This window comes from Tardiphaga sp. 709 (assembly GCF_032401055.1).
Classification (GTDB): Bacteria; Pseudomonadota; Alphaproteobacteria; order Rhizobiales; family Xanthobacteraceae; genus Tardiphaga.
Genome location: NZ_CP135529.1, coordinates 5996317 through 6021884 on the forward strand (window position 1 = coordinate 5996317; position 25568 = coordinate 6021884).

Below are 25568 nucleotides of genomic sequence, written 5' to 3' on the forward strand. Positions count from 1 at the left end.
TTGTGTGCAAATGAAATCTGCTCTGACTGCAGGAGGCGACGATGCCGCACGTGACGACGCCCGACGGGACGCAACTCTATTATGAGGAAGTCGGTACCGGGAGTCCTGTGGTTTTCGTCCATGAGTATGCGGGAGATTACCGCACCTGGGAGCCGCAGCTTCGTTACTTCTCGCGCTCCTATCGTTGCGTCACCTACAGCCAGCGCGGTTATCCGCCATCGGATGTGCCGACCGATCCAGCACGTTACGGCCAGGATATTGCGCGCGATGACGTCATCGCACTGATGGATGCACTGAAGATCGACAAGGCGCATATCGTCGGTCATTCCATGGGCGCATCGACGGCGCTGCATGTCGGCATCCACTATCCGGACCGCTGTTTGTCGGTGACGGCCGCGAGCTGCGGTTACGGCTCCAGCCCCGATCCCGCTTTCGTGGAGCAGGGCCGTGCAGCCTCGCGCGAAACCGCCAAGATGTTCGAGACGGTCGATTTTCCGACCGCTGCAGCGCGTTACGCTGATGGTGCGACGCGTCAAACCCATAAGAACAAGGACCCGCGCGGCTTTGCCGAATTCGCACGTATGTTGGCCGATCACTCCCCGGTCGGGCACGCGTTGACCATGCGCGAGCTGCAGGCCAAGCGCCCGATGCTGTGGGAGATGAAGCCGCAGCTCGAGAAATTCACGCCGCCACTGCTGATCATAGTTGGCGACGAGGACGATTGGTGCCTCGATCCCAGCATCTTCCTCAAGCGCACGGTGCCGACGGCAGGTCTTCTGGTATTGCCGCGTGCCGGCCATACCATCACCAGTGAAGAGCCGGCGGCATTCAATGCAGCGCTGGCTGAGCTTTTCCCGGCGGCCGAGTCCGGCCGCTGGATGTCGCACAAGCCGGCGGTCTGAGCGATGAGCGCGCCCAGCGATATCATCGTTGATATTGCGGACGGCATCGCGACGCTGCGTCTGGCCAATCCGGCCCGACGTAACGCGATCTCCACGGCGATGTGGAACAAGATCGCCGCCTTTGCCGGCGACGTCGCTACCCGCAAGGATATCCGCGTCGTCGTCATCCGCGGAGAGGGCGACCTGATGTTTTCCGCGGGCGCAGACATTTCCGACTTTGCCACGGCTCGATCAGGCGAAGGCAATGCCCGGGCCTATGACGATCTGGTCGAGAATACCTGTCTGGCCATCGAGGCGATTCCGCAGCCGACCATCGGGTTGATCTATGGCGGCTGCATGGGCGCCGGGTCATCCGTTGCTGCGAGTTGCGACATGCGCGTTGCTGCGGACGATGCCTTCTTCGCCGTACCCGCCGCCAAGCTTGGTCTAGGCTACGATCCGCGCGGCATTGCTCGCTTCATCCGCGTGTTCGGCGCCGGCGCGACGCGGCAGGTCTTGTTTACGGCCGATCGTCTGCCTGCCATGCGCGCCCATGCGCTGGGCGCGGTGCATGTCATCGCACCGAAGGCTGACATTGAAACGCTGGCTGGCGAGCTTGCAACGAAGATCGCCGGCAACGCGCCGCTGACCATCAAGGCCGCCAAGGCTGCAATCCGTGCGCTGACCACCAACAACGCCGAACTCCTGGCGGAAGCCGAGCAGTTCTATGCTGCGGCCGACGCCAGCGCCGACTACGCCGAAGGCCGCAAGGCCTTTGCCGAGAAACGACCCCCGCGTTTTGCGGGAAGCTGAATTTATCATTTCCATTTCTGCCAACCCAAGAAGGACACGCACATGGATCTCCAACTCAAAGGCAAATGCGCTCTCGTCACCGGCGGCAGCGAAGGTATCGGCAAGGCGATCGCCATGACGCTGGCGAAGGAGGGCGTCAATGTCGCCATCTGCGCTCGTCGCATGGAGCCGCTGGAGAAAACTGCTGAGGAAATCCGCAATGCCTACGGGGTGACGGTGGTCGCGATATCAGCCGACCTCACCAAGGATGCGGATGCCAAGGCTTTCGTCGAGAAGGCCGCCAAGGAACTCGGCAGCATCGATCTGATGATCAACAATGCCGGTTCGGCACCGGGCGGCGTGATCGAGACGCTCACCGAAGCCGACTGGGAGCAGGCGCTGCAGCTCAAATTCATGGGCTATGTGCGCTGCCTGCGCTACGCGCTGCCGATCATGGTCAAGCAGGGCGGCGGTCGTGTCGTCAACCTGATCGGCAATGACGGCGTCAAGCCATCCTATTGGGAAATCGCGCCGGGTGCGGCGAACGCTGCCGGTCAGAACATGACCCTGTCGCTCGCAGGTCAGTATGGCCGTCACAACATCTCGTTCTGCGCCGTCAATCCGGGCCCGGTTCGTACCGAGCGCTGGGCTGGCCTCGTCAACGCCATGTCGCGCGATATGAAGATTTCCTACGAGGAAGCCGACAAGCTGGCGCCCGCTTCGATCCCGCTCGGCCGCATCGCCGAAGTCGAGGAAGTTGCAAATCTCGTCGTCATGCTCGCGTCACCACTCGTGCAGATGGCGAACGGCACCATGATCGAAATCGATGGCGGTCAGGACAAGGCGCTGATGGATCGTTTCCGCGATCGATAGTCGTCAAAATCAGGCGCGCGGCGGCGGAATATCGCTGCCGCGCAGCTCTGCGAAATTCGGTCGCAGATGCGCGCGCATCGGCCGACATCAGATGATCAAAACTTCGGCGATGTGCTAGGCATGTTGCACCAAGACCGGTCTTGACAACGAAGAGGGTGCGCCGGACTATTTGCGTACAAACTAATTCGCGTTGCAAACATGGGGCTGCAAGCGACGCAAGGGCGAACGGTTGATCCGTTTCTTGCGAAGGCTTCGGCGAGAATCACTTCTATCGCAAACGTCGATCACAACGGAGTTCGATCATGATGACGGCTCGTTCCCTTCACTCACTCGCGATTGCCGGCACAATGGCCGGCGCACTGACATTGTCGTTCGGCCACGCGGTTCTCGCGCAGGATACGATCAAGATCGGTGAGCTCAACAGCTACAAGACACAGACCGCGTTCCTCGATCCCTACAAGAAGGGCTGGGAGCTGGCGATCGAACAGATCAATGCCAAGGGCGGCGTGCTCGGTAAGAAGCTTGAAGTGATCTCGCGCGATGATGGCTCGACGCCGGGCGATGCCGTGCGCGTGGCCGATGAGCTGGTGACGCGCGAAGGTGTCAACATTATCGCCGGCACGTTCCTGTCGCATATCGGTCTTGCGGTGACCGAATTCGCCGGCAAGAAGAAAGTGTTCTTTCTCGCCGCAGAGCCGCTGACCGATAAGATCACCTGGCAGAACGGCAACAAGTATACGTTCCGCCTGCGTGCCACGACCTATATGCAGGTCGCAATGCTGTTGCCGGATGCGCTGGCTGCCAAGAAGAAGCGTTGGGCGCTGGTCTATCCGAACTTCGAATACGGCCAGGCGGCGGTCGCGACCTTCAAGGAAATGATGAAGGCCAAGCAGCCTGACATCGAATTCGTCACCGAGCAGGCACCGCCGCTCGGCAAGGTGGATGCCGGCGCCGTGGTGCAGGCCATCGACGATGCCAAGCCGGACGCGATCTTCAATGTGCTGTTCGGCGCAGACTTCTCCAAGCTGGTCCGTGAAGGTACCACGCGCGGCGTGTTCAAGGATCGCACCGTCGTGAGCCTGCTGTCGGGCGAACCGGAATATCTCGATCCGGTGAAGGAAGAAGCGCCGGTCGGCTGGATCGTCACCGGCTATCCCTGGGACAAGATCAAGACCCCGGAATACCTGGCTTTCCTGACGGCCTATCAGAAGAAGTACAACGACTATCCGCGTCTCGGTTCGATCGTCGGCTATGTCACGATGACGTCTCTGGCTGCCGGTATCGCCAAGGCAGGTTCGACGGACACCGACAAGCTGATTACGGCCTTCGAAGGTCTGAAGCTCGACAGCCCGTTCGGTCCGTTTATGTATCGCGCCAGCGATCACCAGGCGACCATGGGGGCCTATGTCGGCAAGATCGCGCTTGAGGGCGGCAAGGGTACCATGGCCGACTTTAAATATGTCGATGGTGCATCGGTGCTGCCTAGCGACGCCGAAGTGAAGAAGCTCCGTCCCGCGACCGAGTAACAGGAAGTACGACGATGATCGCCGTTGATACTCTCCCCGCAGGTTCAACGCGGGGAGGGGGATTCCTCCGATGAGTTTCAACGCGTTTTTGTTTCAGGCACTGAACGGCCTGTCGGCTGCCTCCGGCCTGTTCTTTGTAGCAGCCGGGCTGTCGCTGATTTTCGGCGTCACCCGGATCGTTAATATCGCTCACGGGTCCCTCTATATGATCGGGACCTATATCGCCTACAGCATCGCCACCAAGGTCGGCGGTGCCGTCGGCTTCTGGGGCGGCATTGTTCTGACCGCATTGCTGGTGGCCCTGATCGGCGCTGCGATCGAAATCCTTCTGCTGCGGCGGATCTATCGCGCGCCCGAACTGTTTCAATTGCTCGCCACTTTCGCGCTGGTGCTCGTTATCAACGACGCGACGCTGTGGATCTGGGGTCCTGAGGATTTGCTTGGCCCGCGCGCGCCAGGCCTGACCGGCTCCATCGAGGTGCTTGGCCGCCGGCTACCCACTTACGATATCTTCCTGATTTTCGTCGGCCCGTTCGTGCTGTGGATGCTGCATCTGGCGCTGGCCAAGACCCGCTTCGGTCGCTTGATGCGCGCAGCCACGCAGGACCGTGAGATGGTGGGTGCGCTCGGCGTCAACCAGGCCATGCTGTTCACGGGCGTGTTTGCGCTCGGCGCTTTGCTCGCTGGCCTTGGCGGCGCATTGCAGATTGCGCGTGAGCCGGCGACACTGGCGACCGACCTGATCGTGATCGGCGACGCCTTCGTCGTCGTCGTGGTCGGTGGCATGGGTTCGATCTCTGGGGCCTATCTCGCCGCAGTCATCATCGCCGAGGTCAAGGCGCTGTGCATCGGCCTCGGCGTCGTGAATTTTGGCGGCTTTACGGTGAATTTCTCCAAACTGACGCTGGTGGCCGAATTTCTCGTGATGGCCGCGGTGCTGATCGCGCGGCCTTATGGTTTGCTCGGTCGGGAGCAGGTGGCTGTGCGCAGTGTCGCGGAGCCCGAAGAGCCGCTGCGTCCGGCGACAACGGCCACGAAGATTGCCGGCCTCATTCTTCTGGTCGTCCTCGTGTGCCTGCCGCTGATCGCCAAGAGCTCACCCTATACGCTGGTGCTCGGCATCGACGTGTTGATCGCCGTGTTGTTCGCGACCAGCCTTCATTTCATCATGGGGCCGGGCGGCATGCATTCCTTCGGCCACGCGGCCTATTTTGGCCTCGGTGCTTACGGCGCAGCGCTACTGGTGAAATGGTTTGCTGCGCCGATGGGACTCGCGCTGGCAGCCGCGCCAGTGCTAGCGCTGGTCGGCGCGCTGCTGTTCGGCTGGTTCGCCGTGCGTCTGTCCGGTGTCTATCTGGCGATGCTCACGCTCGCCTTCGCCCAGATCGTATGGGCGGCCGTGTTCCAGTGGGAAACACTCACCGGCGGCTCCAACGGCGTGCTCGGGGTGTGGCCGTCGGCGCCATTCGACAGCCGTGGGGCATTCTATTTCCTGACACTCGCACTGGCCGCGCTCGGCGTGTTGCTGCTCCGCAAATTCCTGTTCGCGCCATTCGGTTACGCGATGCGGGCAGGGCGTGACTCTCCCTTGCGCGCCGAAGCGATCGGTCTCGACGTCAAGCGCGTGCACTGGCTCGCTTTCGCCATTGCCGGCGCGGTCTGCGGCATTGCCGGTGGGTTGTTCGCCTTCGCTAAGGGCTCGATTTCGCCGGAGACCATCGGCGTCAGCCGCTCCATTGATGGTCTCGTCATGGTTCTTCTCGGTGGCATCCAGACGCTGACCGGCCCGATCGTCGGTGCCTCGGTCTATGCGGTGCTGCAGGATTTCATGATGCGTTCGACAGAGTACTGGCGGGCCCTGCTCGGCGGCATCATCCTGCTGCTAGTACTGGCCTTCCCGAGTGGCATCGTCGGCGGCTTCGTCAAACTGATCTCGCGGCGCAAGACAACATCAAAGGCCGCATCATGAGCGACCTCGCCATTCGTTCGCTCTCGAAATCCTTCGGCGGCGTGCGCGCCGTCAACGAGGTGTCGTTCGATATCAAGCGCGGCGAATTCCTCGCGCTGATCGGCCCCAACGGCGCCGGCAAGTCGACCTGCTTCAACATGATCAACGGCCAGCTGCCGCCGGATTCCGGCGAGATCTGGTTCGAAGGGGCGAAGCTCAACGGCAAGAAACCACGCGATATCTGGCGCCTTGGTATCGGTCGTACCTTTCAGGTCGCCGCCACCTTCAACTCGATGACGGTTATCGAGAATGTGCAGATGGCGCTGATCTCGCACGCCAATCAGGTTTATCGGCTGTGGAAGCCGGCATCCTCGCTGCATCGCGAACGCGCACTCGAACTGCTGGCCCAGGTCGGCATGCAGGATGCCGCCGATCGGCCCAGCCGCGAGCTGGCTTATGGCGACGTCAAGCGCGTCGAACTGGCGATTGCGCTCGCCAGCGATCCCCGTCTGCTGCTCATGGACGAGCCGACCGCCGGCATGGCGCCCAAGGAGCGCAACGATCTGATCGCGCTGGTGAAACGTCTGGTGATCGAGAAGGGCATCTCCGTGCTGTTCACCGAGCATTCGATGGATGTGGTGTTCGCCTTCGCTGATCGCATCATCGTGTTGGCGCGGGGCCGGCTGATCGCCGATGGCGATGCCAAGTCGATCCGTGACAATCCGCAGGTGAGGGAAGTGTATTTCGGCACCGGCAAGACCTTCCAGAAATCGAAGGCCCACTGATGAGTGCCCCGATGCTCTCGGTCGAAAATCTCGGTGCCTCCTATGGCGCTGCGCAGATTCTCTATGATCTCAGCCTGCAGGTTGGGCGCGGCGAAGTGGTGGCACTGATGGGCCGCAACGGCGCCGGCAAGACCACGACCATGAAGGCCATCATGGGCCTGATGGCGCAGTCTACCGGCAAGGTCCAGTTCGATGGCCACGATATCTCCGGCCGGCAGCCTTACGAGATTGCGCGGCTCGGCCTCGGTTTCACGCCGGAGGACCGCCGCATCTTCTCCGATCTGACGGTGCTGGAAAATCTGGATATCGGCCGCCAGCCGCCGCGCAAGTTCAGCGACGGCGTAGCGGCGCCGGTCTGGACCGAGGAGAAGTTGCTGGCGCTGTTCCCGAACTTGGGCGAAATGCCGAACCGTCCGGGAGGGCGGATGAGCGGTGGCGAACAGCAGATGCTCACCGTGGCGCGGACGCTGATGGGCAATCCGCTGCTGATCCTGCTGGACGAGCCGTCCGAGGGCGTTGCCCCCCTGATCGTCGAACTGATGGCCAACACCATTCTCGAATTGAAAAAGGCCGGGGTGTCGATTCTGCTGTCGGAGCAGAATGTGCATTTTGCCGAACTGGTCTCGGACAGGGCCTATGTCCTCGAAAAGGGCCAGATCCAATGGGATGGCACCATGGCCGAGCTGGCGGAGAATATTGACATTCAACGCGCTTATTTGACGGTGTAACGACCAAAACTTCAACTGTCGCGGCAACCGAAGATCGTTCATAACTAGCAAGAGATCATCGGGGACGACATGGCGCAGAAACCGACCAAGCTGAAGGCCCTTCCGACCGCGGAGCCATCGCCGGACTATGTCCTCGACTCCCAGGTCGGCTTCCTGATGCGCGTGGCGATGCAGCGCCACACCTCCATCTTCATGTCCAACATGATCGAGGATCTGACCCAGACGCAATTCGCGGTGCTGGCGAAGCTGCATGAGGTCGGCCCGAGTTCACAGAACCATCTCGGGCGGCTGGTCTATCTCGATGCCGCGACCATCAAGGGGGTTGTGGATCGGCTGGGCCTGCGCGGATTCATCACCACCGGTAGCGACCCTACGGATCGCCGTCGCCGTGCAGTGTCGCTGACCGAGAAGGGCGCCCGTGTGGTCGATGCCGCAATCCGCGTTGCAGCGGAGGTCAGCGCCAAAACGCTGCGCCCCTTGACCGCCGAAGAGCAACGCACACTGACGCGGTTGCTGAAGAAGATCACCTGATCACATCTTGCTATTGAGCAGGGCTTTGATCCTCTGCGGCGAGACCGGCAGCTGCGTGATAGCCCCGGGCTGGCCGAGCGCGTCGTCGATCGCCGCTGCAATCGCCGCGCCCACGGCATTGGTGCCGCCTTCGCCGGCGCCCTTGAGCCCCATCGGGTTGAGCGGGCTCGGCGCATCCTCGGAAATGATCACTTCCACATCAGGCACTTCGCGCGCCGTCGGCATCAGATAGTCGGCGAAGGTTACCGCCAGCGGTTCGCCGCGGTCGTCGTAGGTGAACTCTTCATAGAGCGCACCACCGATGCCTTGGGCCACGCCGCCAACGATTTGGCCATCGACCAGCATCGGGTTGATCGCCTTGCCGATGTCATAGGCGACAAGATACCGCTCGACGCTGATGCCGCCTGTATCGCGCGCCAGTGAGACGACGGCGACATGGACGCCGTATGGGTAGGTCATATGCTTGGATTCGAACGACGCTTCGGCGAACAGGCCAGGTTCGTCGTCGCCGAGCAGATTGCTTCCCGGTTCGAGCGCTTTTGCGATCTCGGCAAGTGTCATGGACGGGCCGGTGCTGCCATCGAGACGGATGATGTGACCGTCGACAATGTCGAGTTGATCGGCGGACAATTGCATCAATTCGGCTGCCGCAGCCAGAGCCTTATCGCGCAGTTTCAGCGCGGCCTGCCGCGTCGCTTCGCCCGTCATCACGGAGACGCGCGAGGCGAAGGCGCCGAGGCCTCTGGCGATACGGTTGGTCTGGCCGTGGATCACGCTGACATTGTCATAGCTGGCGCCGAGTTTCTCTGCGCAAATCTGAGCGATGACAGTTTCGACGCCTTGGCCCACCGAAGCGGCGCCGGTGACGACTTCCACGAGCCCGTCGGTCCCGACATTGATCCGCACATCGTCGAACGGGCCAAGACCGCTTTTCTCGACGAACATGGCGACACCGGAGCCGACCAGTTCGCCGGCTTTCCGGCGCTGCGCAATCTGCGTCTGCAACGCGTCCCAGCCAATGCCATCCAGCGCCTTGTCCAGCAGTTTCGGATAATCGCCGGAATCCAGCACGATGTCGGTGCCAAGCGTTTCCAGCGCACGCGTCACCGGCATCGCGCTTAGCGCGATGAGGTTGCGGCGTCGGACCTCGACGCCGTCGATGCCCACCTTGGCCGCAACCGCATCCAGCAATCGTTCGCGCACAAAAGTGCTCTCATAGCGCCCGGGCGCGCGATAAGTCCCGCCGGGCGTCTTATTCGTCAGGCGGATATGGCCGAGCACGCGATAGGCGGGAATGCGATAGGGACCGGGCAGCATCGCGGCGGCGAGGTCAGGCACGGTCGCGGCATGCGTGCGCATATAGCCGCCCTGATCGTGGAAGAACTCGTTGTCGATGGCCAGGATGTTTCCGTCTTTGTCGATGGCAGCCCGAATGTGATGGGTCTGCTGCCGGGAGTGATTGGCCGCGATCAGATGCTCGCGGCGGTCCTCGATCCATTTCACGGGACGGCCGAGGCGCAGCGCCGCCAGACATACCAATACGTCCTCGGGATACATCTCGCCGCGAACGCCGAAGCCGCCACCAACATGGCCTTCGAACAGATTGGTGTTGGCAGCGGTGCGGCCGAACATCTTCGCAAGCTGGTCGCGATTCCAGTGCGGGACTTTCGCAGCACCGTACATTTCCAGCATGTCGGTCTCGGCGATATAGCGGCCGATGGCGCCGCGCGTCTCCAGGGGAACGCCGGAATGACGGCCGATGGAGAGCGAAAGGCTGACTACGGCATGGGCATTGGCGAAGGCTCCATCGACGTCGCCATAACCTTTCTCGATCAGCGCGGTCTCGGTCGGTAGTCCGTCGCGGAACTCGCCGATCTCGCCATCGGCCTGCAGGATCACCGGCAGTTCTTCTATCTCGACTTCGACATGCTCGGCGGCATCTTCGGCAAGATAGAGTCTTCGGCGAACACGACGGCGACGGGATCGCCGACATAGCGCACCTTGTCCTTGGCCAGAATGGTCTGGCGATAGGCGGCGAGTTGCTCCAGCCGCGTCAGACGGAAATCAATCGGCGGAATCTCGGCGACATCGGCAAAGCTCCAGGCGGCGACCACGCCCGGAATCGCCAGAGCCGGCGCGAGATCGACCGAGACGATATTGCCGTGGGCGTAGGTCGAGCGCACTACGCGCATGTAAAGCTGGTTCGGGAAATTGATGTCCGCAGCAAATTTACCCTGGCCACGCAGCAACGGGCCGTCTTCCTTGCGGAGGACGGACTTGCCGACCAAGGTCGCTTTCGCGGCAGCACTCACGACTGACGCATCTCCACCGCAGCGGCGCGCACCGCCTTGATGATGTTCTGATACCCGGTGCAGCGACACAGGTTCGACGACAGCACGTCGACCAGATCGTGGTCGGAAATATCCGGCTCGCGCTCCAGCACGCCGACGGCGAGCATCAGGAAGCCGGGCGTGCAGAAGCCGCATTGCAGGCCGTGGTTCTCCATGAAGGCGCGCTGCATGGGGTGCATCTCCTCGCCATAGGCGAGACCTTCGACGGTACGGATCTGCTTGCCGTCTGCCTGTTGTGCGAACATCAGGCAGGAGCGCACCGGCTCGCCATTGACCAGCACCGTGCAGGCACCGCAGACGCCGTGCTCGCAACCGATATGCGTGCCGGTCTGGCCACAGTCCTCGCGGATCGCGTCGGCGAGGGTCCGGCGCGACTCCACGCGAATAGCGTGGGACTGACCGTTGATGATGAGGGTGATGTCGGTCTTGTCGCTCATGCAAGTTTTCCGTTGCTTGGCAATTTTCCGCTGCTGCGCAGGGCCGCCCGAATGCGCTGCGGCGTCGCCGGCATTTCGTCGATGGAGACTTCGAATGGTGAGAGCGCATCGTTGATCGCCGAGATCACCGCTGCCGGCGCACCGATGGCGCCGCCTTCGCCGAGGCCCTTGGCCTTGGTGATGGAATTGCCGGTCAGAGTTTCGATGTGATGCAGCTCGATTTCGGGAATTTCGTGCGTCGTCGGCGGCAGAAAATCCGCCAGCGTGCTGGTCAGGATGTTGCCGGTCTCGTCATAGATGATCTCTTCCAGCAGCGCGTTGCCGATGCCCTGCGCCACACCGCCATGGACCTGGCCGTCGGCGATCATCGGATTGATGATCAGCCCGGCATCCTCCGCGACCAGAAATTTCTCCATCTCCACACGGCCGGTCTCGATATCGACTTCGACAATGGCGACGTGGCAGGCATTGGAGAAGGTGCCCGACGGATCGTAGGTGCCGATCTCGGTGAGACCCGGTTCGATCTCGCCCTTGAAGATGTGGGTCTGGTGATAGGCTGCACGCGCCATCGACGCGATGGTGACGGAGCGATCAGTCCCGATGACATGCGCCGAGCCGGACTGCAGCGTGATGTCTTCGGGCGCTGCTTCAAGGAAATGGCTCGCCATCTTCAGCAGTTTGGCGCGGATCTTTTGCGCGGCCAGCAGGCTGGCGCCGCCCGACAGCACCAACGAACGGCTGGCAAAGGTGCCCCAGCCATAGGGCGAGCGGTCTGTGTCGCCGTGAACCACCTTGATGAATTCCGGATCGATGCCGATCTCGTCGGCGATGATCTGCGCCAGTGATGTGCGCAGTCCCTGGCCATGCGGCGACGAGCCGATCCGCGCTTCGACGAAGCCCGAGGGATCGATGGTCAGATACACGGTCTCGAAGCCCGGCGTGATCTCCATCCCGCGTGCCGCGAAAGCCGGGCTGCCATAGCCAGTACGCTCGGAGAAGGTGGCAAAGCCGATACCGAGATAGCGGCCGGCATCGCGCGCGATCTTCTGGCGCTTGCGGAATGCGTCGAGGTCGATGGCCTTGATGGCCATCTCCATGGTTTCCTTATAGCTACCGTCATCGAAGACGAGCCCGGTCGCCGACGTATAGGGAAACTTGTCGATGAGATTTCGACGCCGCAGTTCGGTCGGCTCTATGCCGAAGGCGGCGGCAGCCTTGTCCATGAGACGTTCGAGCACGAAGGTGATGACCGGCCGCGAGACGCCGCGATAGGGCGCCATCGGACAGGTATTGGTCATCACGCCGCGCGACCGACAATCATAGGCGCGCACATCGTAAGGGCCGGGGAGTTCGGCCAGCGCCATCAAGGGTTCGACGCCGCAGGTCGTGGGAAAGCAGGAATAGGCGCCGATATTGGCGACGATATCGCCGCGCAAAGCGAGCAGCTTACCGTTCTTGTCGAACGCGCCTTCGAGCTGCACATGCTGGTCGCGGCTGTGAAAGCTCGCAATCAGGTTCTCGCGGCGATCCTCGGTCCAGGCCACGGAGCTGCGCAGTTTGCGCGCCAGCCAGACCAGCAGCACATATTCCGGCGCGAGCGACATTTTCTGGCCGAAGCCGCCGCCGACATCGGGCGCGACGACGCGCAAATCGGATTCGGGAATGCCGAGGATGTCGCACACCGCCGTGCGTGTCAGATGCGGCATCTGCGTGGTGCAGGTCAGCGTGACGCGGCCGGTCGAACCATCATAGGCGGCATGGCCGGCGCGGGCTTCCATCGGCGTCGCATTCTGACGCCGCGAGCGGGCATCGACGCGCAACACGTTGTGCGCGGTCTTCCAGACATCCTCGAAGCCGGGTGTCGCGATGCGACCCTCGACGATCACGTTGTGTTTGGTGTCGGCGTGAACCAGCGGAGCGTCTTCGGCGAGCGCATCCATCGCATCGATCAGCGGTGCGCCTTCGGATATCTCGACCTCGACCTGATCGGCGATGTCCTCCGCCTGATCCTTGCTCGGTGCGTAGACGGCCGCGATGGACTCACCTGTGAACCGCACCACGCCATCGGCAAGGATCGGCTGACCCACGGCGACATAGTTGAACTTGCTCAGCATCGGCCGGATCGGCTTCAGCTTTGCGAGGTCCTTGGCCGTGACGATGCCTGCGCCCTCTGGTGCCGTGATATTCTCGATCCTTCCGGCAGCGACGCTGCTGCGGACGAAGCGCACCCAGTGAGTGGCCGGCATATCCGCCGTGAAGCGGCCGCGACCGGTGACGAGGGCGGGGTCCTCGAGCCGGCGGATCGAACGCCCGACCCAGGTCGTACCGGAGCCCTTGGTGTGGACCGTCATTGCGTCGAGCGCTCCAGCGCGCGGCGCGTCACGGCGCGGACCAGATCGCAGCGATACTCGGCCGTGGTCTGGATATCCTCCAGCGGCTCGATCGCATTCGCCGCGGCTTCACCGGCAGCGACGAACAGGTCCGGCGAGGGAATCTGACCGATCAACACGTCTTCGGCCTCAGTGATCCGTCGTGCACGGTCTTCGGCACCACCAATGCCGACATGCGCATCGGTGATCACGCCATTGACGAGGCGATAGGTGACGAGCGCGGCAGACATCGCAAAATCGCCCGCACGGCGGCTGAACTCGTAGAAGCCGAACTTGGTATCGTCGGGCAGCAGCGGCAAGCGCGCTTCGGCGAGGAACTCGTCCTCGGCCAGCGATGTCGACATGATGCCTTCGAGGAAGTCGGTGACAGGGACGATGCGCTCACCACGCACGCTCTTCACGACCAGTTGCGCGTTCAGCGTCGCTGCGACGAGGCACCATTCCGATGCAGGGTCGGCATGGGCGAGGCTGCCACAAAAAGTCCCGCGCATGCGGATTGGATAATGCGCGATGTGGCTGACCACGAAAGCGAGGAGCTTACCAAGCGGACCGTCGATGACAGGCTTGTGGAATGCGCCGTGGCGCACCCGCGCGCCAATCGAGAGATAATCGCCGTCGACAGCGAGGCGGTCGAGCCCTTCGACCTCATTGATATCGATCAAATGCGCCGGCCGCGCCATGCGGAACGCCATGATCGGCACCAGGCTCTGGCCGCCCGCCAGAATGCGGCCGTCGAGCGGCGCAAACTCGGCCAATGCACTCACAACCTCATCCACGGTGCGTGGAACATGCCTGGTGAACGGCGCCGGCTTCATGCGGAAAACCCCGAGCAGGAGGGCCAAAATTCACTTGTATGCTAACAATCGCCTTTTGGAAGTCAATCAGGGTCGCTGACGCAAAACGGAGCGTTCGCCGCCTGCGTTTTGATCACACGGGGATAGCTGAATTTGCCGAGTCGAGCGCGCTAAGTTTCAGGCGATATCGCGCTGCAGCGCGAAGTCATCCAGTAATGGCGAGCGTTTGCCCGCGATCATCCCGCCGATCAGTTGCGCTGCGAGATAGCTGAAGGTGATGCCGTTCCCGCCATAGCCATAGGCGGCATAGAGATGCGGATGACCCGGCACCGGGCCGATCAGCGGCAGGCCGTCGCGCGTGGTGTCGAAGGTGCCGGCCCAGCGATAGTCGATGGCAAGCTCGGCGCGTGGCCAAAGGGCAGCAAGCTTGTCCGTCAGCGCGCGCGCCTTGGCCGGGATGAGGGCGTCGCGTGCATCGGGATCGATGATCTCGTCGCTGTCTTCGCCGCCGATGATGATGCGGCCGGATGCGGTGGTTCGGGCGTAGAGATAATCCTTGCTGTCTTCCCAGATCAGCACGCCATCACGCCAGAGTTCTATCCGGCTGCGGTTTTGTCGCGATAGCCCAACTCGATGACGGCTTTTGCACGGTGGTTTGCACGATGTCGGGCATCACATAGCCCGTCGCCAGCACGACGTGGCGCGCCTCGACGGTACGGCCGTCCGTCAATTGAACGCCGACGGCGTGGCCTGCGGAGTCGAACGTGGCCGTCTCCGCTTCGAACAATCGCGCACCGCGCGACGTCGCAACATTCAGCAGCGCCAGCGCTAGTCGTAACGGATCGGAATCCGCCGAGTCCGGCGAGACGATGGCACCCGCCCGGGCAATGTCGTATTCGGACAGGAGGGCCTTGTGATCGAGAAGTGTGCCGGGCAGGCCAGCGCGCGCGCGAAGCGCGTGTTCTTCGATCAGCCCTTTGGCACTCTCGCCTGCGGCAAGATAGAGCGATTCCTTCGCGCGCATGTCGCATCGCAGGTCGAGCGTCCGGACCAGCGCCTTCAATCCATAGACGGCGTCATAGCTGGCGCGATAAGCACGCGCGGCGCGCTCATAGCCATAGAGATGTGTCAGCTCCTGAAGCGAACGATCGATCTCCCACAGCAGCATCGACGTGCTCGCTACTGTACTGCCGCGCCCCGGCAATTCGCGGTCGACAATGACCACATCCAGTCCTTGCCGCGTCAGTTGCTCGGCCATCAGGGCGCCGGTGATGCCGCCGCCGACGATCAGCGCATCGCATGTGATGTCTTCGGTGACGGACGGACGGGGGGCATGCTGCGGGCCGGCAAACCACGGCGAATGTCCGCCGCGCAAATCAGCGTGCTCGGTGGTATCGGGATCGAGATCGGAAATGGGGCACCATGAGGCTGGGGAAGGAAGGCGCTGTCCGCGCCGCGCACTGACAATTTCCCGGGCCCTGTTCCGTTCCTTGCGGGACTTCGTTGTGCGTGCTGGCTGGGGCCAGATTCTTGCCGACCCGGGGCAGGTAGCCAGGCGGGGTCTTCCGACTTTGGATCAGAGATAAGTGATTTCAACGGGTTAGATACCCGTAGCAAGATCGGCGCGGTGACGTTAAACAGGCGCCAAACCAAACCAGACGATGTGAGCCGGACCAACCGGGGCTTTACCGCTCCAGCGTGGTTTCTATCTCATTCATTGCTCAAAGGACGCCGCGACCGTGACCATGAATAGCCTGCCTTTGCCGCAGCTTTCCCTCCCGAAAGACAAGATCAAAATCCTTCTGCTCGAAGGCGTGAACGACAGCGCGGTCGAGCTGATCGAGGCGGCGGGCTATTCGAGCGTGACGCGGCTCTCCAAGGCGCTCGGTGGCAATGAGCTGAAGGAAGCGCTCAAGGGCGTACACATTCTCGGTATCCGGTCGCGCACGCAGATCACCCAGGACGTGCTCGATGCCGCGGACCGGCTGATCGCGATCGGCTGCTTCAGCGTCGGCACCAATCAGGTGGACATCGACGCGGCGCGCCGCAGCGGCATTCCCGTGTTCAATGCGCCGTTCTCGAATACACGCTCGGTCGCCGAGCTCGTGATCGGCGAGATCGTCATGCTGTTCCGCCGGATTATCTCGCGCTCCAATCTGGCGCATGAAGGCGGTTGGGAGAAATCCGCCAATAACAGCTATGAGGTGCGCGGCAAGACGCTCGGCATCGTCGGTTACGGCAGCATCGGCTCGCAGCTCTCGAACCTGGCGGAAGCGCTGGGCATGCGCGTGATCTTCTACGATCACACCGATCGATTGCGTCACGGCAACACCGAACCTGTCGGAAGCCTGCAGGAACTGCTGGCGCAGAGCGATGTGGTCAGCATGCATGTGCCGGAGACACCGGCCACGCAGGGGATGATCGGTCACGACGAGTTCGCCGCCATGAAGGACGGCGCCTATTTCATCAACAACAGCCGCGGCACGGTGGTCGATCTCGATGCGCTGGCCGATGCACTGCGCCAGGGCAAAGTGCGTGGTGCAGCCGTCGACGTATTCCCCGTCGAGCCCAGCTCCAATCAGGAGCGCTTCGTTACGCCGCTGCAGGGTCTGGAGAACGTCATCCTGACGCCGCATGTCGGCGGCTCCACCGAAGAGGCTCAGGAGCGCATAGGCGCGGAAGTCGCACGCAAACTGATCGACTACAGCGACAGCGGGTCGACTATGGGCACGGTGAACTTCCCGCAGGTACAACTGCCGGCGCGCCCGTCAGGTACACGATTCATCCAGGTCCAGCGCAACGTTCCGGGCATGCTGGGGCGGCTGAACGAGGTACTGGCGCGTCATGCGGTCAACATCGCCGCGCAATATTACGAGACCAACAACGACATCGGCTATGTCGTGCTCGATGCCGATGCATCGGCGGCGGACAGCGAGCGGGTGCTGGCGGATATTCGGGCGCTGGAAGGTACCATCCGCGCCCGCTTGTTGTATGAATACAAGGACTGAGCGGTAGTTCTGCTGCACGAACGACATGGATTAAACGCTTGAAGTACGAGGACATCCGTTTCTCCGTCGCGCCCATGATGGACTGGTCGGATACCCATTGCAGGGTATTTCACCGGATACTGTCAAAGCGGGCGCGGCTCTATACGGAGATGCTGACGACGGGCGCCGTGATCCATGGCGATCGTAGGCGGTTGCTTGGCTTTGACGCCAGCGAACATCCGGTGGCGCTGCAGCTTGGTGGTTCGGAGCCGGCGCACCTCGCAGAGGCTGCAAAGATCGGTGCGGATTTCGGCTATGACGAAATCAACATCAATGTCGGCTGTCCTTCGGATCGCGTGAAGGACGGGCGCTTCGGGGCGTGTCTGATGGCGGAGCCCGATCTGGTGGCGCGCGGTGTGGCCGCGATGAAGCAGGCCGCGGACGTGCCGGTCACCGTGAAGTGCCGCATCGGCATCGACGATCAGGATCCCGAAGTGGCGCTCGATACGCTGGCACGAGCGGTGGTCGCCGCCGGCGCCGACGGCCTGATCGTGCATGCGCGCAAGGCGTGGCTCAATGGCCTGTCGCCGAAAGAGAACCGCAACATTCCGCCGCTGAATTACGACCGTGTCTATCGGCTGAAGGCGGCGATGCCCGGCGTGCCGATCGTGATCAATGGCGGCATCGTCGGTGTCACTGAAGCCGTTGCTCATCTCGTGCATGTGGATGGCGCGATGCTCGGCCGTGCCGCCTATCAGGAGCCTTGGCGCTTGCTGTCGGTGGATCCCGAATTGTTCGGCGAGCCGGCGCCGCATGCGACGATGAAAGACGCGTTCGAGGCGATGATGCCCTATATCGAGGATCAGCTCGCGCAAGGCACGCGGCTGCACTCGATCACTAGGCATTTTGTCGGCGCGTTTCACGCGGTGCGCGGTGCGCGCGCGTTCCGGCGCCATCTTGCGGAGAACGGCGTCAAGCATGGCGCTGGCATCAATGTACTGCGCGATGCGATAGCGCTGGTCGAGGATGAACCGGCGGTGTCAGAAGCGGCCTAATCCGGTTACGGATAGCCGCGCAGCATCAGCCTGTCGGCGCGGACTTCCCAGCTTTCCAGGCGATCGAGAAAACTCATGCCGAGCAGATTGGTCTTCATCTGCCCACGCGGCACCACCAGTGCCGGCACCGAACGCTCCACCAGTTTGCCGACGGCCAGACGATCCAGCGTCAATCGTGCCGCCTTGGTGCGACCGCCGGCAGTCTCGACGTCGACATTGTAGTCGAGCAATTCGAGCGGCAGGCCCGCGGCCTTTGCGGTCTCATAAGTCAGCACCACCGAGGTTGCGCCGGTATCGATCACCATCGCCGTCTTGACGCCGTTGATCTTGACCTGAAGTCCGAACTCGCCAGTGTTGCCGCGCGGGACGTCGACCAGCCGCAGTGGCGGCGGGCTCTGCTTGCGCAAAATTTCTGTGACGAGATTGCCGGCCTTGGAAATTTGTTTGGGATCGCCATAAGCGAGGGCGGCGCCCGCGGTCGCGACGATGACGGCGACGAGAAGAAAGACCCGGCTCATGGCGAGCCTCTCAGGTGGCCGCGGATGTCTTCCTTGCGTATGTCGACGAAGGCTCCAGCCCGGCCTCGGCCATGCGGGCCGGCAGCAGCGCCATCGTATCCAGACGCTCCGCGCTGTCCATTTTTCCCCAGCGCGCGATCTCCGGCAGCGTGCGTCCGCAGCCGAGGCAGAGCTTGGTCTTGGGATCGATGAAGCAGACTGCGATGCACGGTGTTTCTTTGCTCATTCCGTAATATTGAAGCGGATCGGCTTGCTTGCGCAAGCGTCGAAATCACAGCCCGGTTCCTGCATTCATGATGGGTTTGTTGCGGACCCGACGCTTTTCATCGGCGATGTTCGTCTCGTATTCCGGCTGTAACGGCGGTGCATCGGGCGTCATCGGCGCAAGTGCCGACATCACGCGCTCCGGTGGGAAGGTGATGATCACTTCGGTGCCGACCCGCAGCTTCGATTTCAGCGTGAAGGTGCCGCCATGCATGTCGACCAAGCTCTTGGCGATCGGCAGACCGAGACCCGCGCCCTGTTCGGCAGATTTGATCGAGTTCGATCCCTGACCGAACGACGCCAGCACGATCGGAATCTCTTCTTCGGCGATGCCCGAGCCAGTGTCCTTGCAGCTCAAATACTGCCCGCCGGAGGCGGTCCAGCCGACCTTGAGCCAGATCTCGCCGCCCTGCGGCGTGAACTTGATCGAATTGGACAGCAGGTTCAGCACGATCTGCCGGCAGGCGCGCTCGTCGCCCCAGACCCGCGGCATGCCGTGTTCGAACACTTCGTGGATGGTGATGCCGCGGCTCAATGCGCGCAGCTTCAGGAGATGATGGCAGTCCGCGACGACATGCACGAGCGAGACGGCTTCTTCGTTGAGTTCGTAGCGGCCGGCTTCGATGCGTGACAGATCGAGGATCTCGTTGATGAGATTCAGAAGGTGCACGCCGGAATTATGGATGTCGGCGGAATAGTCCTTGTAGACTGGCACGGCATGGCCGCCGAAGATTTCGCTCTTCATCACTTCGGAGAAGCCGAGAATGGCGTTCAGTGGCGTGCGCAATTCATGGCTCATCTGCGCAAGAAAGCGCGATTTGGCGACATTGGCGGCTTCAGCGCGGTGGCGTGCTTCGTCGGAGATTGCCTTGGCTTGTTCGAGTTCGCCGATCAGCGCGTCTTTCTCGGCGCGAGCTTCCAGCGTCGCAAGCGTCGTCGAGTGCAGACGTTGTGCGAGCAGGGCGAAATAGCCTTCGGCGGCGACAGCCAGAACGGCCAGCACGTAGTTGTCGAAGGTGCCGCGCAGGATGAAGCTCAGCGCCACGCCGAGGGTCACCGGCGCGGTGGCGGCAAAGGCGGCAATCGGGAGGCTCGCGGCGAGCATGCTGGAGACCGCGACCACCAGCAGCATCAGGAACATCATCAGTGAATTGGAGACGACGTCGACGCCGGTCGGATGCACCAGGATCACTGTCCACGACAGGCCGTAGAGCAGGTCCAGAAAGATAAAGCGCAGCCGCCATTTATGCGTGCTGCTGGGTGTCGGTGTTTCCGCCAGATAGCGATTGCAGGCGCGCAGGATCACCGCGTGAATGCACAGCATGCCGCATGACCATGCGGCGGCCGGCAGCGGCTGCATCCAGAACCCGAACAGGATGCCTGTGCCGACGACCAGCAGCGTGATGACAAGCGAGGCGGAGAGGCGGGTCTGGGCGTATTGGCGGAGCAGTTCGCGATCGAATGCGGGGCGTGTTCCTGAAGTCGAGGTCAGCCGGTCGCGCGCTTCGCGCACCCGCTGTTGTGCCGCCCGGCGATTGCGCGGCGGAACAGCGACGGGCGTTTCAGCCGGAAGCTGGACGACCTCGGGCCTGGCGGCGGGCTCACTCATCACTCGTACACAAATCCTGCACGCAAACGCGTGCGGTTTTTCACAGACCCTATCTGTGCCGCACAATCATTAAGAGGTGCCTTAAAGAACGAAGTAATCCGGTTAATATTCAATAAAAATGGTATCGACGGAGGGCGCCTGTAGGGCGCCGCTCCACCGTGATTTGTTCAGGAAACCTAGATGGTTACCGGGGCAATCTTGCCAAGAGACTTGAAGTGTCCCATCGCTTGCCGCCGAGTGCTTCGACCTCGCCGTAGAACTGATCGACAGTTGCCGTGACCGGCAGGCTGGCACCGTTGCGGCGGGCCTCGGCGAGACAAATCGAGAGGTCCTTGCGCATCCATTCGACGGCGAAGCCGAAGTCGAATTTTCCGTCATTCATGGTCTTGTGACGGTTCTCCATCTGCCACGACTGCGCGGCGCCCTTGGAGATCACCTCGACCACCGCATTGACGTCGAGACCGGCCTTCTTGGCGAAGTGAATGCCTTCGGACAGTGCCTCGACGAGGCCGGCGATGCAGATCTGGTTGACCATCTTGGTGAGCTGGCCGGAGCCTGCGGGACCGAGCAGCTTCTGCATCTTGGCGTAGGCCGTGATGATCGGCTCGACCTTGGCATAGACCTTGGCGTCGCCGCCGCACATCACAGTGAGGGCGCCGTTTTCGGCGCCGGCCTGGCCGCCGGACACCGGCGCGTCGATGAAGTGGAAGCCGGCCTTGGTCGCAGCCGCATCGAGTTCGCGCGCCACTTCGGCGGAGGCGGTGGTGTGGTCGACGAAGATCGCGCCCTTGGCCATGCCGGAGAATGCGCCATCGGCGCTTGTGGTGACCGAGCGCAGGTCGTCGTCATTGCCGACGCAGCACATCACGAAGTCCTGGCCTTCGGCAGCCGCTTTCGGGGTTGGTGCGGACTTGCCGCCGAACTTCTCCACCCATGCCTTGGCCTTGGCTGCGTTGCGGTTGTAGACGGTGACCTCGTGGCCGCCCTTGGCGGCAAGGTGACCGGCCATAGGGAAACCCATGACGCCGAGACCGATAAATGCAACTTTAGCCATGTCCGTACCCTTTGGATGCTGTCGGCTTTGCTGCCGAACGTCGACTGTTGGGAAGTGAGGCGCCGCCCTGGTTCGTGGCGGCGAGATCGCGGGTGATGAGGAGCGCCAGCATAGTCGCTGCACAGGACGCGGCAAAGCCCCCGTTACCACTCATGGCTGCAGTCGCTTATGGTGCGCTGCGAAAGAAAATCTCATGCCGGTCTTGTGCCAGAGCAATCTCGGAATTCTCAACATAGCCTAGAAACGGCATGGACTTAGGGCGGAAGTTCTCTATCTGTGCGGTCTAGTTTGTCCGTCGATCGGGAGACACGCATTGAGCGTTTCGAAGCAGCAGGTTCTGGATGGTCTGGCCAAGGTGACATCGCCGCGCGGCGTGCCGCTGATCCATGCGGATGTTTTGTCCGAGATCGTCGTGACGGACGGCAAGGTGCTGTTTTCGATCAATGTGGACGCCGCTGAAGCGCGGGCCTGGGAAAGCGTGCGCGCGCAGGCGGAAGCCGCAGTGCGAGCGATCCCTGGTGTCTCCGGCGCAATGGTCGCGCTGACCGCCGAGCGCAAGCCGGGCAGCGCACCGCCTGCGCCGCAGCGCCACGACCATGCAGGGCATTCTCATGGCCCCGGCGGGCATTCGCACGGTCCGCAGTCCGGCGGCGTACAGCCGGTCTCGGCGCATCGCCCGCACGCCAACCCGGCCAACTCGCCAATGTCAAAACAGGCTGAGATTCCTGGCGTCGCCGCGATCATCGCGGTGGCCTCGGGGAAGGGCGGTGTCGGCAAGTCCACGACGGCACTCAATCTGGCGCTGGGGCTGCGCGATCTCGGCCTGAAGGTCGGTTTGCTCGACGCCGATATCTATGGTCCTTCGGTGCCGCGGCTGACCGGCATCAATGAAAAGCCGACCCTGGACGACAACAGGAAGATGATCCCGATCGAACGCTTCGGTCTGTCGATCATGTCGATCGGCTTCCTCGTCGAGGAGGAAACCGCGATGATCTGGCGCGGGCCGATGGTGATGTCGGCGATCACCCAGATGCTGCGCGATGTCGCCTGGGGCACGCTCGACGTCCTTATCGTCGACATGCCCCCTGGCACTGGAGATGCACAGCTCACGCTGGCGCAGAACGTCCCCCTGAAGGGCGCTGTGATCGTCTCGACGCCGCAGGATCTGGCGCTGATCGACGCGCGGCGCGGCCTTGCGATGTTCACCAAAGTCAACGTGCCCGTGCTCGGCATCATCGAGAACATGAGTTATTTCCAGTGCCCGGAATGCGGCACCCGATCGGACATTTTCGGCCATGGCGGCGCCCGTCATGAGGCCGAGCGGCTCAAGGTGCCGTTCCTCGGCGAAGTGCCGCTGCACATGTCCATCCGCGCCATGTCGGATGCCGGCACGCCGGTGGTCGTGAGCGAGCCCAACGGCCCCCACGCCGCGATCTATCGGGCCATCGGCACGCAGATCCGCGACCGGTTGCAGGGCGTTATTGCGGCTGCGTAAGCCGGCCGGTGGCCGCGGCCGAGATGTCGCATAGAACTTTCGTTCAATTGGGCTGGCAACGACGTTCGTCGTGTTTTCCGCGGCTGAATAACCGTGTTAGACAGCCTCTGCACCAGAGCGTCTTCGGTTGAATCGCGTAACGATTTGCCGCTGAATATGCTCAAAGGAATTCTAGGGAAAACGCCCGCAAAAGGAGAGCTTGAATGAAGCGTCGTGAGTTTTTGAAGGTTTCGACGGCCGGCGCCGCGGTGGCCGCCGTTGCCTCGCCGGCGATCGCGCAGTCCGCGCCCGAGGTCAAATGGCGCCTCGCATCGAGCTTCCCGAAGTCGCTCGACACCATCTATGGCGGCGCCGAGATGATGGCGAAGCAGGTCGCCGAAATGACCGACAACAAATTCCAGATCCAGGTCTTCGCGGCCGGTGAACTGGTCCCCGGTCTGCAGGCGCTCGATGCGACCTCGAACGGCACCGTCGAAATGTGCCACACTGTGTCTTACTACTATGTCGGCAAGGACCCGACCTTCGCCATCTACGCGTCGGTGCCGTTCGGCCTGAACGCGCGCCAGCAGAATTCCTGGTGGTATCAGGGCGGCGGCGAACAGCTCGGCAACGAGTTCTTCAAGAAATTTGGCGTCATCGGTCATCCCTGCGGCAATACCGGCACGCAGATGGGCGGTTGGTTCCGCAAGGAGATCAAGACTGTTGCCGATCTCTCCGGCCTCAAGATGCGCATCGGCGGCATTGCCGGTCAGGTGTTGCAGAAGGTCGGCGTCGTGCCGCAGCAGCTCGCCGGCGGCGACATCTATCCGTCGCTGGAAAAAGGCACCATCGATGCTGCCGAGTGGGTCGGTCCATATGACGATCAGAAGCTCGGCTTCCAGAAGGTCGCGAAGTACTACTACTATCCAGGTTTCTGGGAAGGCGGCCCAACGGTCCATGCCTTCACTAACCTCGAGAAGTACAACGCGCTGCCGAAGAGCTATCAGGCGATCCTCACCAATGCCTGCGCCAATGCCAACAGCTGGATGGCCGCTCGTTACGACATGCAGAACCCGGCGGCGTTGAAGCAGCTCGTCGCCGGTGGCACGCAGCTGCGTCCGTTCACCAATGAAGTTCTGGACGCCTGCCTCAAGGCCACCAACGAACTCTGGGCTGAAATTTCCGCGAAGAACGCCGACTTCAAGAAGTCGATCGACGCGATGCAGGCCTATCGTTCGGACGAATATCTGTGGTGGCAGGTTGCCGAATACACCTTCGACAGCTTCATGATCCGCTCGCGTACCCGCGGCTGATCTTAAGCCTTGATCAAACATGAAGCCCGGCCTTCGCGAGAAGGTCGGGCTTTTTGTTGGAGCACGCGCGCGTGCCGCGCGGTATTGCCGGGCGTAGAAATCCGCTAAGTCTCGCACACACCGCGAAGCCTGTGTCCTTGAGAGATGCCGCCATGACCGAATCAGAGATCGCCGCCGCTGCAGAAATCCTTGCCGAGGCGCGCCGCAGTGGGACGCAGATCGAGGGACTCCCGGTCACGCCATCTTCGGTTGGAGAGGCGCACGAGATTCAGGATCGCGTGTCCTTTCTCGTTGGACAGCCCATCGGTGCCTTCAAGGCCGGTGCGCCGCCCGAGGGTGAACCGACGCGCGGTCTGATCGAAGCCCGAATGATCCGTTCGAGCCCGGCGCGTATGTCGGTGGCTGAAGTCCCGCATCTCGGCGTCGAGGGCGAGGTCGCCTTCCGCTTTACCCGCAATCTGCCGGCGCGCAGCGAGGCTTACACCCGCGACGAGATCGCAGAGGCCGTCGCGGTGCTTCCGGTGATCGAGGTGGTCTCCAGTCGTTTTCGCGAGCCGCTGAGCCGGCCAAAGCTCGAGCAGCTTGCCGATTGCGGCATCAATGGCGGGCTGGTGCTCGGGCCTGAGATGGCCGACTGGTCACATCTCGATTTGCCGAACCTGCAGATGACGTTCATCGTGAATGGTGAAATCCGGATCGAACGCAAGGGTGGCCATCCCACCGACGATCCCATCGCGGGCGCTGTCGCGCTGGCGAACATGATGCGCGCAGGTGGCGGCGTGAAGGTCGGTCAGATCGTGACCACAGGCAGCTGGACCGGGCTGCCGTTCCTGAAGCCTGGCGATCGCTGTGTGGTGCGATTTGAAAAGCTCGGCGAGGCCGAGATAATGTTTGTCGGCTGATCGCGTTAGCGATCCTTGCCGTCGAACTGCTGGATTTCCAGAGCGCTCAGATCGACCGCAGGCAGGCAGCGCACATTGACCGATGCCATCATCATTCCGTTGGGTGCTTTTCCTTCGCCGAACGGGGCAATGCCGCAGGTGCTGCAGAAGTGATGCTGAATGGCGTGGTGATTGAACGTATAGGTCGACAGGCTTTCTTTCGCGGTCTTCAGCACCAGTTTGTCGCGTGGAACGAAAGCGAGCAGGCCGCCGCGTCGCCGACACATCGAACAGTTGCAGTCGATGGCCGAATTGAAGTCGCCCTCGACTTCAAAGGCAATGTTGCCGCAATGGCAGCTTCCTTCATGCAGCATCGG

At 62.2% G+C, this 25568-nt stretch carries 23 protein-coding genes and 1 pseudogene; 13 read left to right on the top strand and 11 right to left on the bottom strand.

All coding sequences use genetic code 11. The features are described 5' to 3' along the window. The first annotated feature begins 41 nt into the window (after window positions 1-41). The 8 genes from RSO67_RS28655 to RSO67_RS28690 all read left to right on the top strand — a co-directional run bounded on the left by RSO67_RS28655 (window position 42) and on the right by RSO67_RS28690 (window position 8064). Window positions 42-902, top strand: a complete 861-nt coding sequence (locus RSO67_RS28655; RefSeq protein ID WP_315841625.1) for an alpha/beta hydrolase — start codon at window positions 42-44, stop codon at window positions 900-902. A 3-nt stretch (window positions 903-905) separates the two neighbouring features. After that, window positions 906-1694: an enoyl-CoA hydratase-related protein gene (locus tag RSO67_RS28660; protein ID WP_315841626.1), complete on the top strand. Its 789-nt coding sequence runs from the start codon at window positions 906-908 to the stop codon at window positions 1692-1694. A gap of 42 nt (window positions 1695-1736) precedes the next feature. Beyond that, entirely contained in the window at window positions 1737-2546 is an 810-nt protein-coding gene (locus RSO67_RS28665) for an SDR family NAD(P)-dependent oxidoreductase (RefSeq protein WP_315841627.1), read from the top strand. 305 nt (window positions 2547-2851) lie between these two features. Then, window positions 2852-4072 carry an ABC transporter substrate-binding protein gene (locus RSO67_RS28670; RefSeq protein WP_120291209.1) on the top strand — a complete coding sequence of 407 codons (1221 nt, stop codon included), beginning with the start codon at window positions 2852-2854 and terminating at the stop codon, window positions 4070-4072. A gap of 70 nt (window positions 4073-4142) precedes the next feature. Further along, window positions 4143-6041, top strand: a complete 1899-nt coding sequence (locus tag RSO67_RS28675) for an ABC transporter permease (protein WP_315841628.1) — start codon at window positions 4143-4145, stop codon at window positions 6039-6041. Continuing rightward, a complete protein-coding gene (locus tag RSO67_RS28680) occupies window positions 6038-6805 on the top strand; it encodes an ABC transporter ATP-binding protein (protein WP_315841629.1) in 768 nt (255 codons plus the stop codon). The genes RSO67_RS28675 and RSO67_RS28680 overlap by 4 nt, the downstream gene beginning before the upstream one ends. Next, the gene (locus tag RSO67_RS28685; RefSeq protein ID WP_315841630.1) at window positions 6805-7533 is read left to right on the top strand and encodes an ABC transporter ATP-binding protein; all 729 of its coding nucleotides are present in this window, start codon (window positions 6805-6807) and stop codon (window positions 7531-7533) included. Before RSO67_RS28680 ends, RSO67_RS28685 begins: the two co-directional genes overlap by 1 nt. Window positions 7534-7602: 69 nt before the next feature. Further along, a complete protein-coding gene (locus RSO67_RS28690; RefSeq protein ID WP_120290968.1) occupies window positions 7603-8064 on the top strand; it encodes a MarR family winged helix-turn-helix transcriptional regulator in 462 nt (153 codons plus the stop codon). Here RSO67_RS28690 and RSO67_RS28695 read toward each other — a convergent pair whose 3' ends face one another. The 6 genes and pseudogenes from RSO67_RS28695 to RSO67_RS30565 all read right to left on the bottom strand — a co-directional run bounded on the left by RSO67_RS28695 (window position 8065) and on the right by RSO67_RS30565 (window position 15297). After that, a complete protein-coding gene (locus tag RSO67_RS28695; RefSeq protein ID WP_315841631.1) occupies window positions 8065-9963 on the bottom strand; it encodes a xanthine dehydrogenase family protein molybdopterin-binding subunit in 1899 nt (632 codons plus the stop codon). 11 nt (window positions 9964-9974) lie between these two features. Further along, window positions 9975-10376, bottom strand: a complete 402-nt coding sequence (locus RSO67_RS28700) for a hypothetical protein (protein WP_315841632.1) — start codon at window positions 10374-10376, stop codon at window positions 9975-9977. After that, window positions 10373-10852, bottom strand: coding sequence for a (2Fe-2S)-binding protein (locus RSO67_RS28705; protein WP_315841633.1), 480 nt, complete (start codon window positions 10850-10852; stop codon window positions 10373-10375). The genes RSO67_RS28700 and RSO67_RS28705 overlap by 4 nt, the downstream gene beginning before the upstream one ends. Beyond that, window positions 10849-13203 (bottom strand): xanthine dehydrogenase family protein molybdopterin-binding subunit, encoded by a 2355-nt coding sequence (locus RSO67_RS28710; RefSeq protein WP_315841634.1) that lies wholly within the window; start codon window positions 13201-13203, stop codon window positions 10849-10851. The genes RSO67_RS28705 and RSO67_RS28710 overlap by 4 nt, the downstream gene beginning before the upstream one ends. Further along, window positions 13200-14006 carry an FAD binding domain-containing protein gene (locus RSO67_RS28715; protein ID WP_315841635.1) on the bottom strand — a complete coding sequence of 269 codons (807 nt, stop codon included), beginning with the start codon at window positions 14004-14006 and terminating at the stop codon, window positions 13200-13202. The genes RSO67_RS28710 and RSO67_RS28715 overlap by 4 nt, the downstream gene beginning before the upstream one ends. A gap of 207 nt (window positions 14007-14213) precedes the next feature. Further along, a pseudogene (locus tag RSO67_RS30565) lies at window positions 14214-15297 on the bottom strand (NAD(P)/FAD-dependent oxidoreductase). A gap of 484 nt (window positions 15298-15781) precedes the next feature. Here RSO67_RS30565 and serA point away from each other — a divergent pair. Both serA and dusA read left to right on the top strand, forming a co-directional pair. Beyond that, window positions 15782-17044, top strand: a complete 1263-nt coding sequence (gene serA, locus RSO67_RS28730; protein WP_315844386.1) for a phosphoglycerate dehydrogenase — start codon at window positions 15782-15784, stop codon at window positions 17042-17044. A 74-nt stretch (window positions 17045-17118) separates the two neighbouring features. After that, window positions 17119-18078, top strand: a complete 960-nt coding sequence (dusA, locus tag RSO67_RS28735; RefSeq protein WP_315844387.1) for a tRNA dihydrouridine(20/20a) synthase DusA — start codon at window positions 17119-17121, stop codon at window positions 18076-18078. 5 nt (window positions 18079-18083) lie between these two features. Here the strand turns inward: dusA and RSO67_RS28740 are convergent, their stop codons facing one another. The 4 genes from RSO67_RS28740 to RSO67_RS28755 all read right to left on the bottom strand — a co-directional run bounded on the left by RSO67_RS28740 (window position 18084) and on the right by RSO67_RS28755 (window position 21523). Then, the gene (locus RSO67_RS28740; protein WP_315841638.1) at window positions 18084-18596 is read right to left on the bottom strand and encodes a TIGR02281 family clan AA aspartic protease; all 513 of its coding nucleotides are present in this window, start codon (window positions 18594-18596) and stop codon (window positions 18084-18086) included. Window positions 18597-18606: 10 nt separating this feature from the next. Further along, complete coding sequence (locus RSO67_RS28745) at window positions 18607-18822, bottom strand: DUF1289 domain-containing protein (protein ID WP_315844388.1); 216 nt, start codon at window positions 18820-18822, stop codon at window positions 18607-18609. A gap of 45 nt (window positions 18823-18867) precedes the next feature. Next, window positions 18868-20469, bottom strand: a complete 1602-nt coding sequence (locus RSO67_RS28750; RefSeq protein WP_315841639.1) for a sensor histidine kinase — start codon at window positions 20467-20469, stop codon at window positions 18868-18870. 184 nt (window positions 20470-20653) lie between these two features. Next, window positions 20654-21523 carry an NAD(P)-dependent oxidoreductase gene (locus RSO67_RS28755; protein ID WP_315841640.1) on the bottom strand — a complete coding sequence of 290 codons (870 nt, stop codon included), beginning with the start codon at window positions 21521-21523 and terminating at the stop codon, window positions 20654-20656. A gap of 313 nt (window positions 21524-21836) precedes the next feature. On the opposite strand from RSO67_RS28755, the gene apbC reads away from it, so the two are divergent. From apbC to RSO67_RS28770, 3 genes are all read left to right on the top strand, one after another. Continuing rightward, window positions 21837-23018 carry an iron-sulfur cluster carrier protein ApbC gene (gene apbC, locus RSO67_RS28760; protein WP_315841641.1) on the top strand — a complete coding sequence of 394 codons (1182 nt, stop codon included), beginning with the start codon at window positions 21837-21839 and terminating at the stop codon, window positions 23016-23018. 203 nt (window positions 23019-23221) lie between these two features. Beyond that, window positions 23222-24310 carry a TRAP transporter substrate-binding protein gene (locus tag RSO67_RS28765; protein ID WP_089267138.1) on the top strand — a complete coding sequence of 363 codons (1089 nt, stop codon included), beginning with the start codon at window positions 23222-23224 and terminating at the stop codon, window positions 24308-24310. 152 nt (window positions 24311-24462) lie between these two features. Next, complete coding sequence (locus RSO67_RS28770; protein ID WP_315841642.1) at window positions 24463-25212, top strand: 2-keto-4-pentenoate hydratase; 750 nt, start codon at window positions 24463-24465, stop codon at window positions 25210-25212. Window positions 25213-25217: 5 nt separating this feature from the next. On the opposite strand, the gene RSO67_RS28775 is transcribed toward RSO67_RS28770, so the two are convergent. Beyond that, window positions 25218-25565 (bottom strand): GFA family protein, encoded by a 348-nt coding sequence (locus tag RSO67_RS28775; RefSeq protein ID WP_315841643.1) that lies wholly within the window; start codon window positions 25563-25565, stop codon window positions 25218-25220. Between the last annotated feature and the right edge of the window lie 3 nt (window positions 25566-25568).

Excerpts from the sequence above, each read along its gene's own strand:
- RSO67_RS28655 (WP_315841625.1), top strand. The coding sequence starts at position 42 with ATGCCGCACGTGACGACGCCCGACGGGACGCAACTCTATTATGAGGAA.
- RSO67_RS28660 (WP_315841626.1), top strand. The coding sequence starts at position 906 with ATGAGCGCGCCCAGCGATATCATCGTTGATATTGCGGACGGCATCGCG.
- RSO67_RS28665 (WP_315841627.1), top strand. The coding sequence starts at position 1,737 with ATGGATCTCCAACTCAAAGGCAAATGCGCTCTCGTCACCGGCGGCAGC.
- RSO67_RS28670 (WP_120291209.1), top strand. The coding sequence starts at position 2,852 with ATGACGGCTCGTTCCCTTCACTCACTCGCGATTGCCGGCACAATGGCC.
- RSO67_RS28675 (WP_315841628.1), top strand. The coding sequence starts at position 4,143 with ATGAGTTTCAACGCGTTTTTGTTTCAGGCACTGAACGGCCTGTCGGCT.
- RSO67_RS28680 (WP_315841629.1), top strand. The coding sequence starts at position 6,038 with ATGAGCGACCTCGCCATTCGTTCGCTCTCGAAATCCTTCGGCGGCGTG.
- RSO67_RS28685 (WP_315841630.1), top strand. The coding sequence starts at position 6,805 with ATGAGTGCCCCGATGCTCTCGGTCGAAAATCTCGGTGCCTCCTATGGC.
- RSO67_RS28690 (WP_120290968.1), top strand. The coding sequence starts at position 7,603 with ATGGCGCAGAAACCGACCAAGCTGAAGGCCCTTCCGACCGCGGAGCCA.
- RSO67_RS28705 (WP_315841633.1), bottom strand. The coding sequence starts at position 10,852 with ATGAGCGACAAGACCGACATCACCCTCATCATCAACGGTCAGTCCCAC.
- RSO67_RS28710 (WP_315841634.1), bottom strand. The coding sequence starts at position 13,203 with ATGACGGTCCACACCAAGGGCTCCGGTACGACCTGGGTCGGGCGTTCG.
- serA (WP_315844386.1), top strand. The coding sequence starts at position 15,782 with ATGAATAGCCTGCCTTTGCCGCAGCTTTCCCTCCCGAAAGACAAGATC.
- dusA (WP_315844387.1), top strand. The coding sequence starts at position 17,119 with ATGATGGACTGGTCGGATACCCATTGCAGGGTATTTCACCGGATACTG.
- RSO67_RS28740 (WP_315841638.1), bottom strand. The coding sequence starts at position 18,596 with ATGAGCCGGGTCTTTCTTCTCGTCGCCGTCATCGTCGCGACCGCGGGC.
- RSO67_RS28745 (WP_315844388.1), bottom strand. The coding sequence starts at position 18,822 with ATGAGCAAAGAAACACCGTGCATCGCAGTCTGCTTCATCGATCCCAAG.
- RSO67_RS28750 (WP_315841639.1), bottom strand. The coding sequence starts at position 20,469 with ATGAGTGAGCCCGCCGCCAGGCCCGAGGTCGTCCAGCTTCCGGCTGAA.
- RSO67_RS28755 (WP_315841640.1), bottom strand. The coding sequence starts at position 21,523 with ATGGCTAAAGTTGCATTTATCGGTCTCGGCGTCATGGGTTTCCCTATG.
- RSO67_RS28765 (WP_089267138.1), top strand. The coding sequence starts at position 23,222 with ATGAAGCGTCGTGAGTTTTTGAAGGTTTCGACGGCCGGCGCCGCGGTG.
- RSO67_RS28770 (WP_315841642.1), top strand. The coding sequence starts at position 24,463 with ATGACCGAATCAGAGATCGCCGCCGCTGCAGAAATCCTTGCCGAGGCG.
- RSO67_RS28775 (WP_315841643.1), bottom strand. The coding sequence starts at position 25,565 with ATGCTGCATGAAGGAAGCTGCCATTGCGGCAACATTGCCTTTGAAGTC.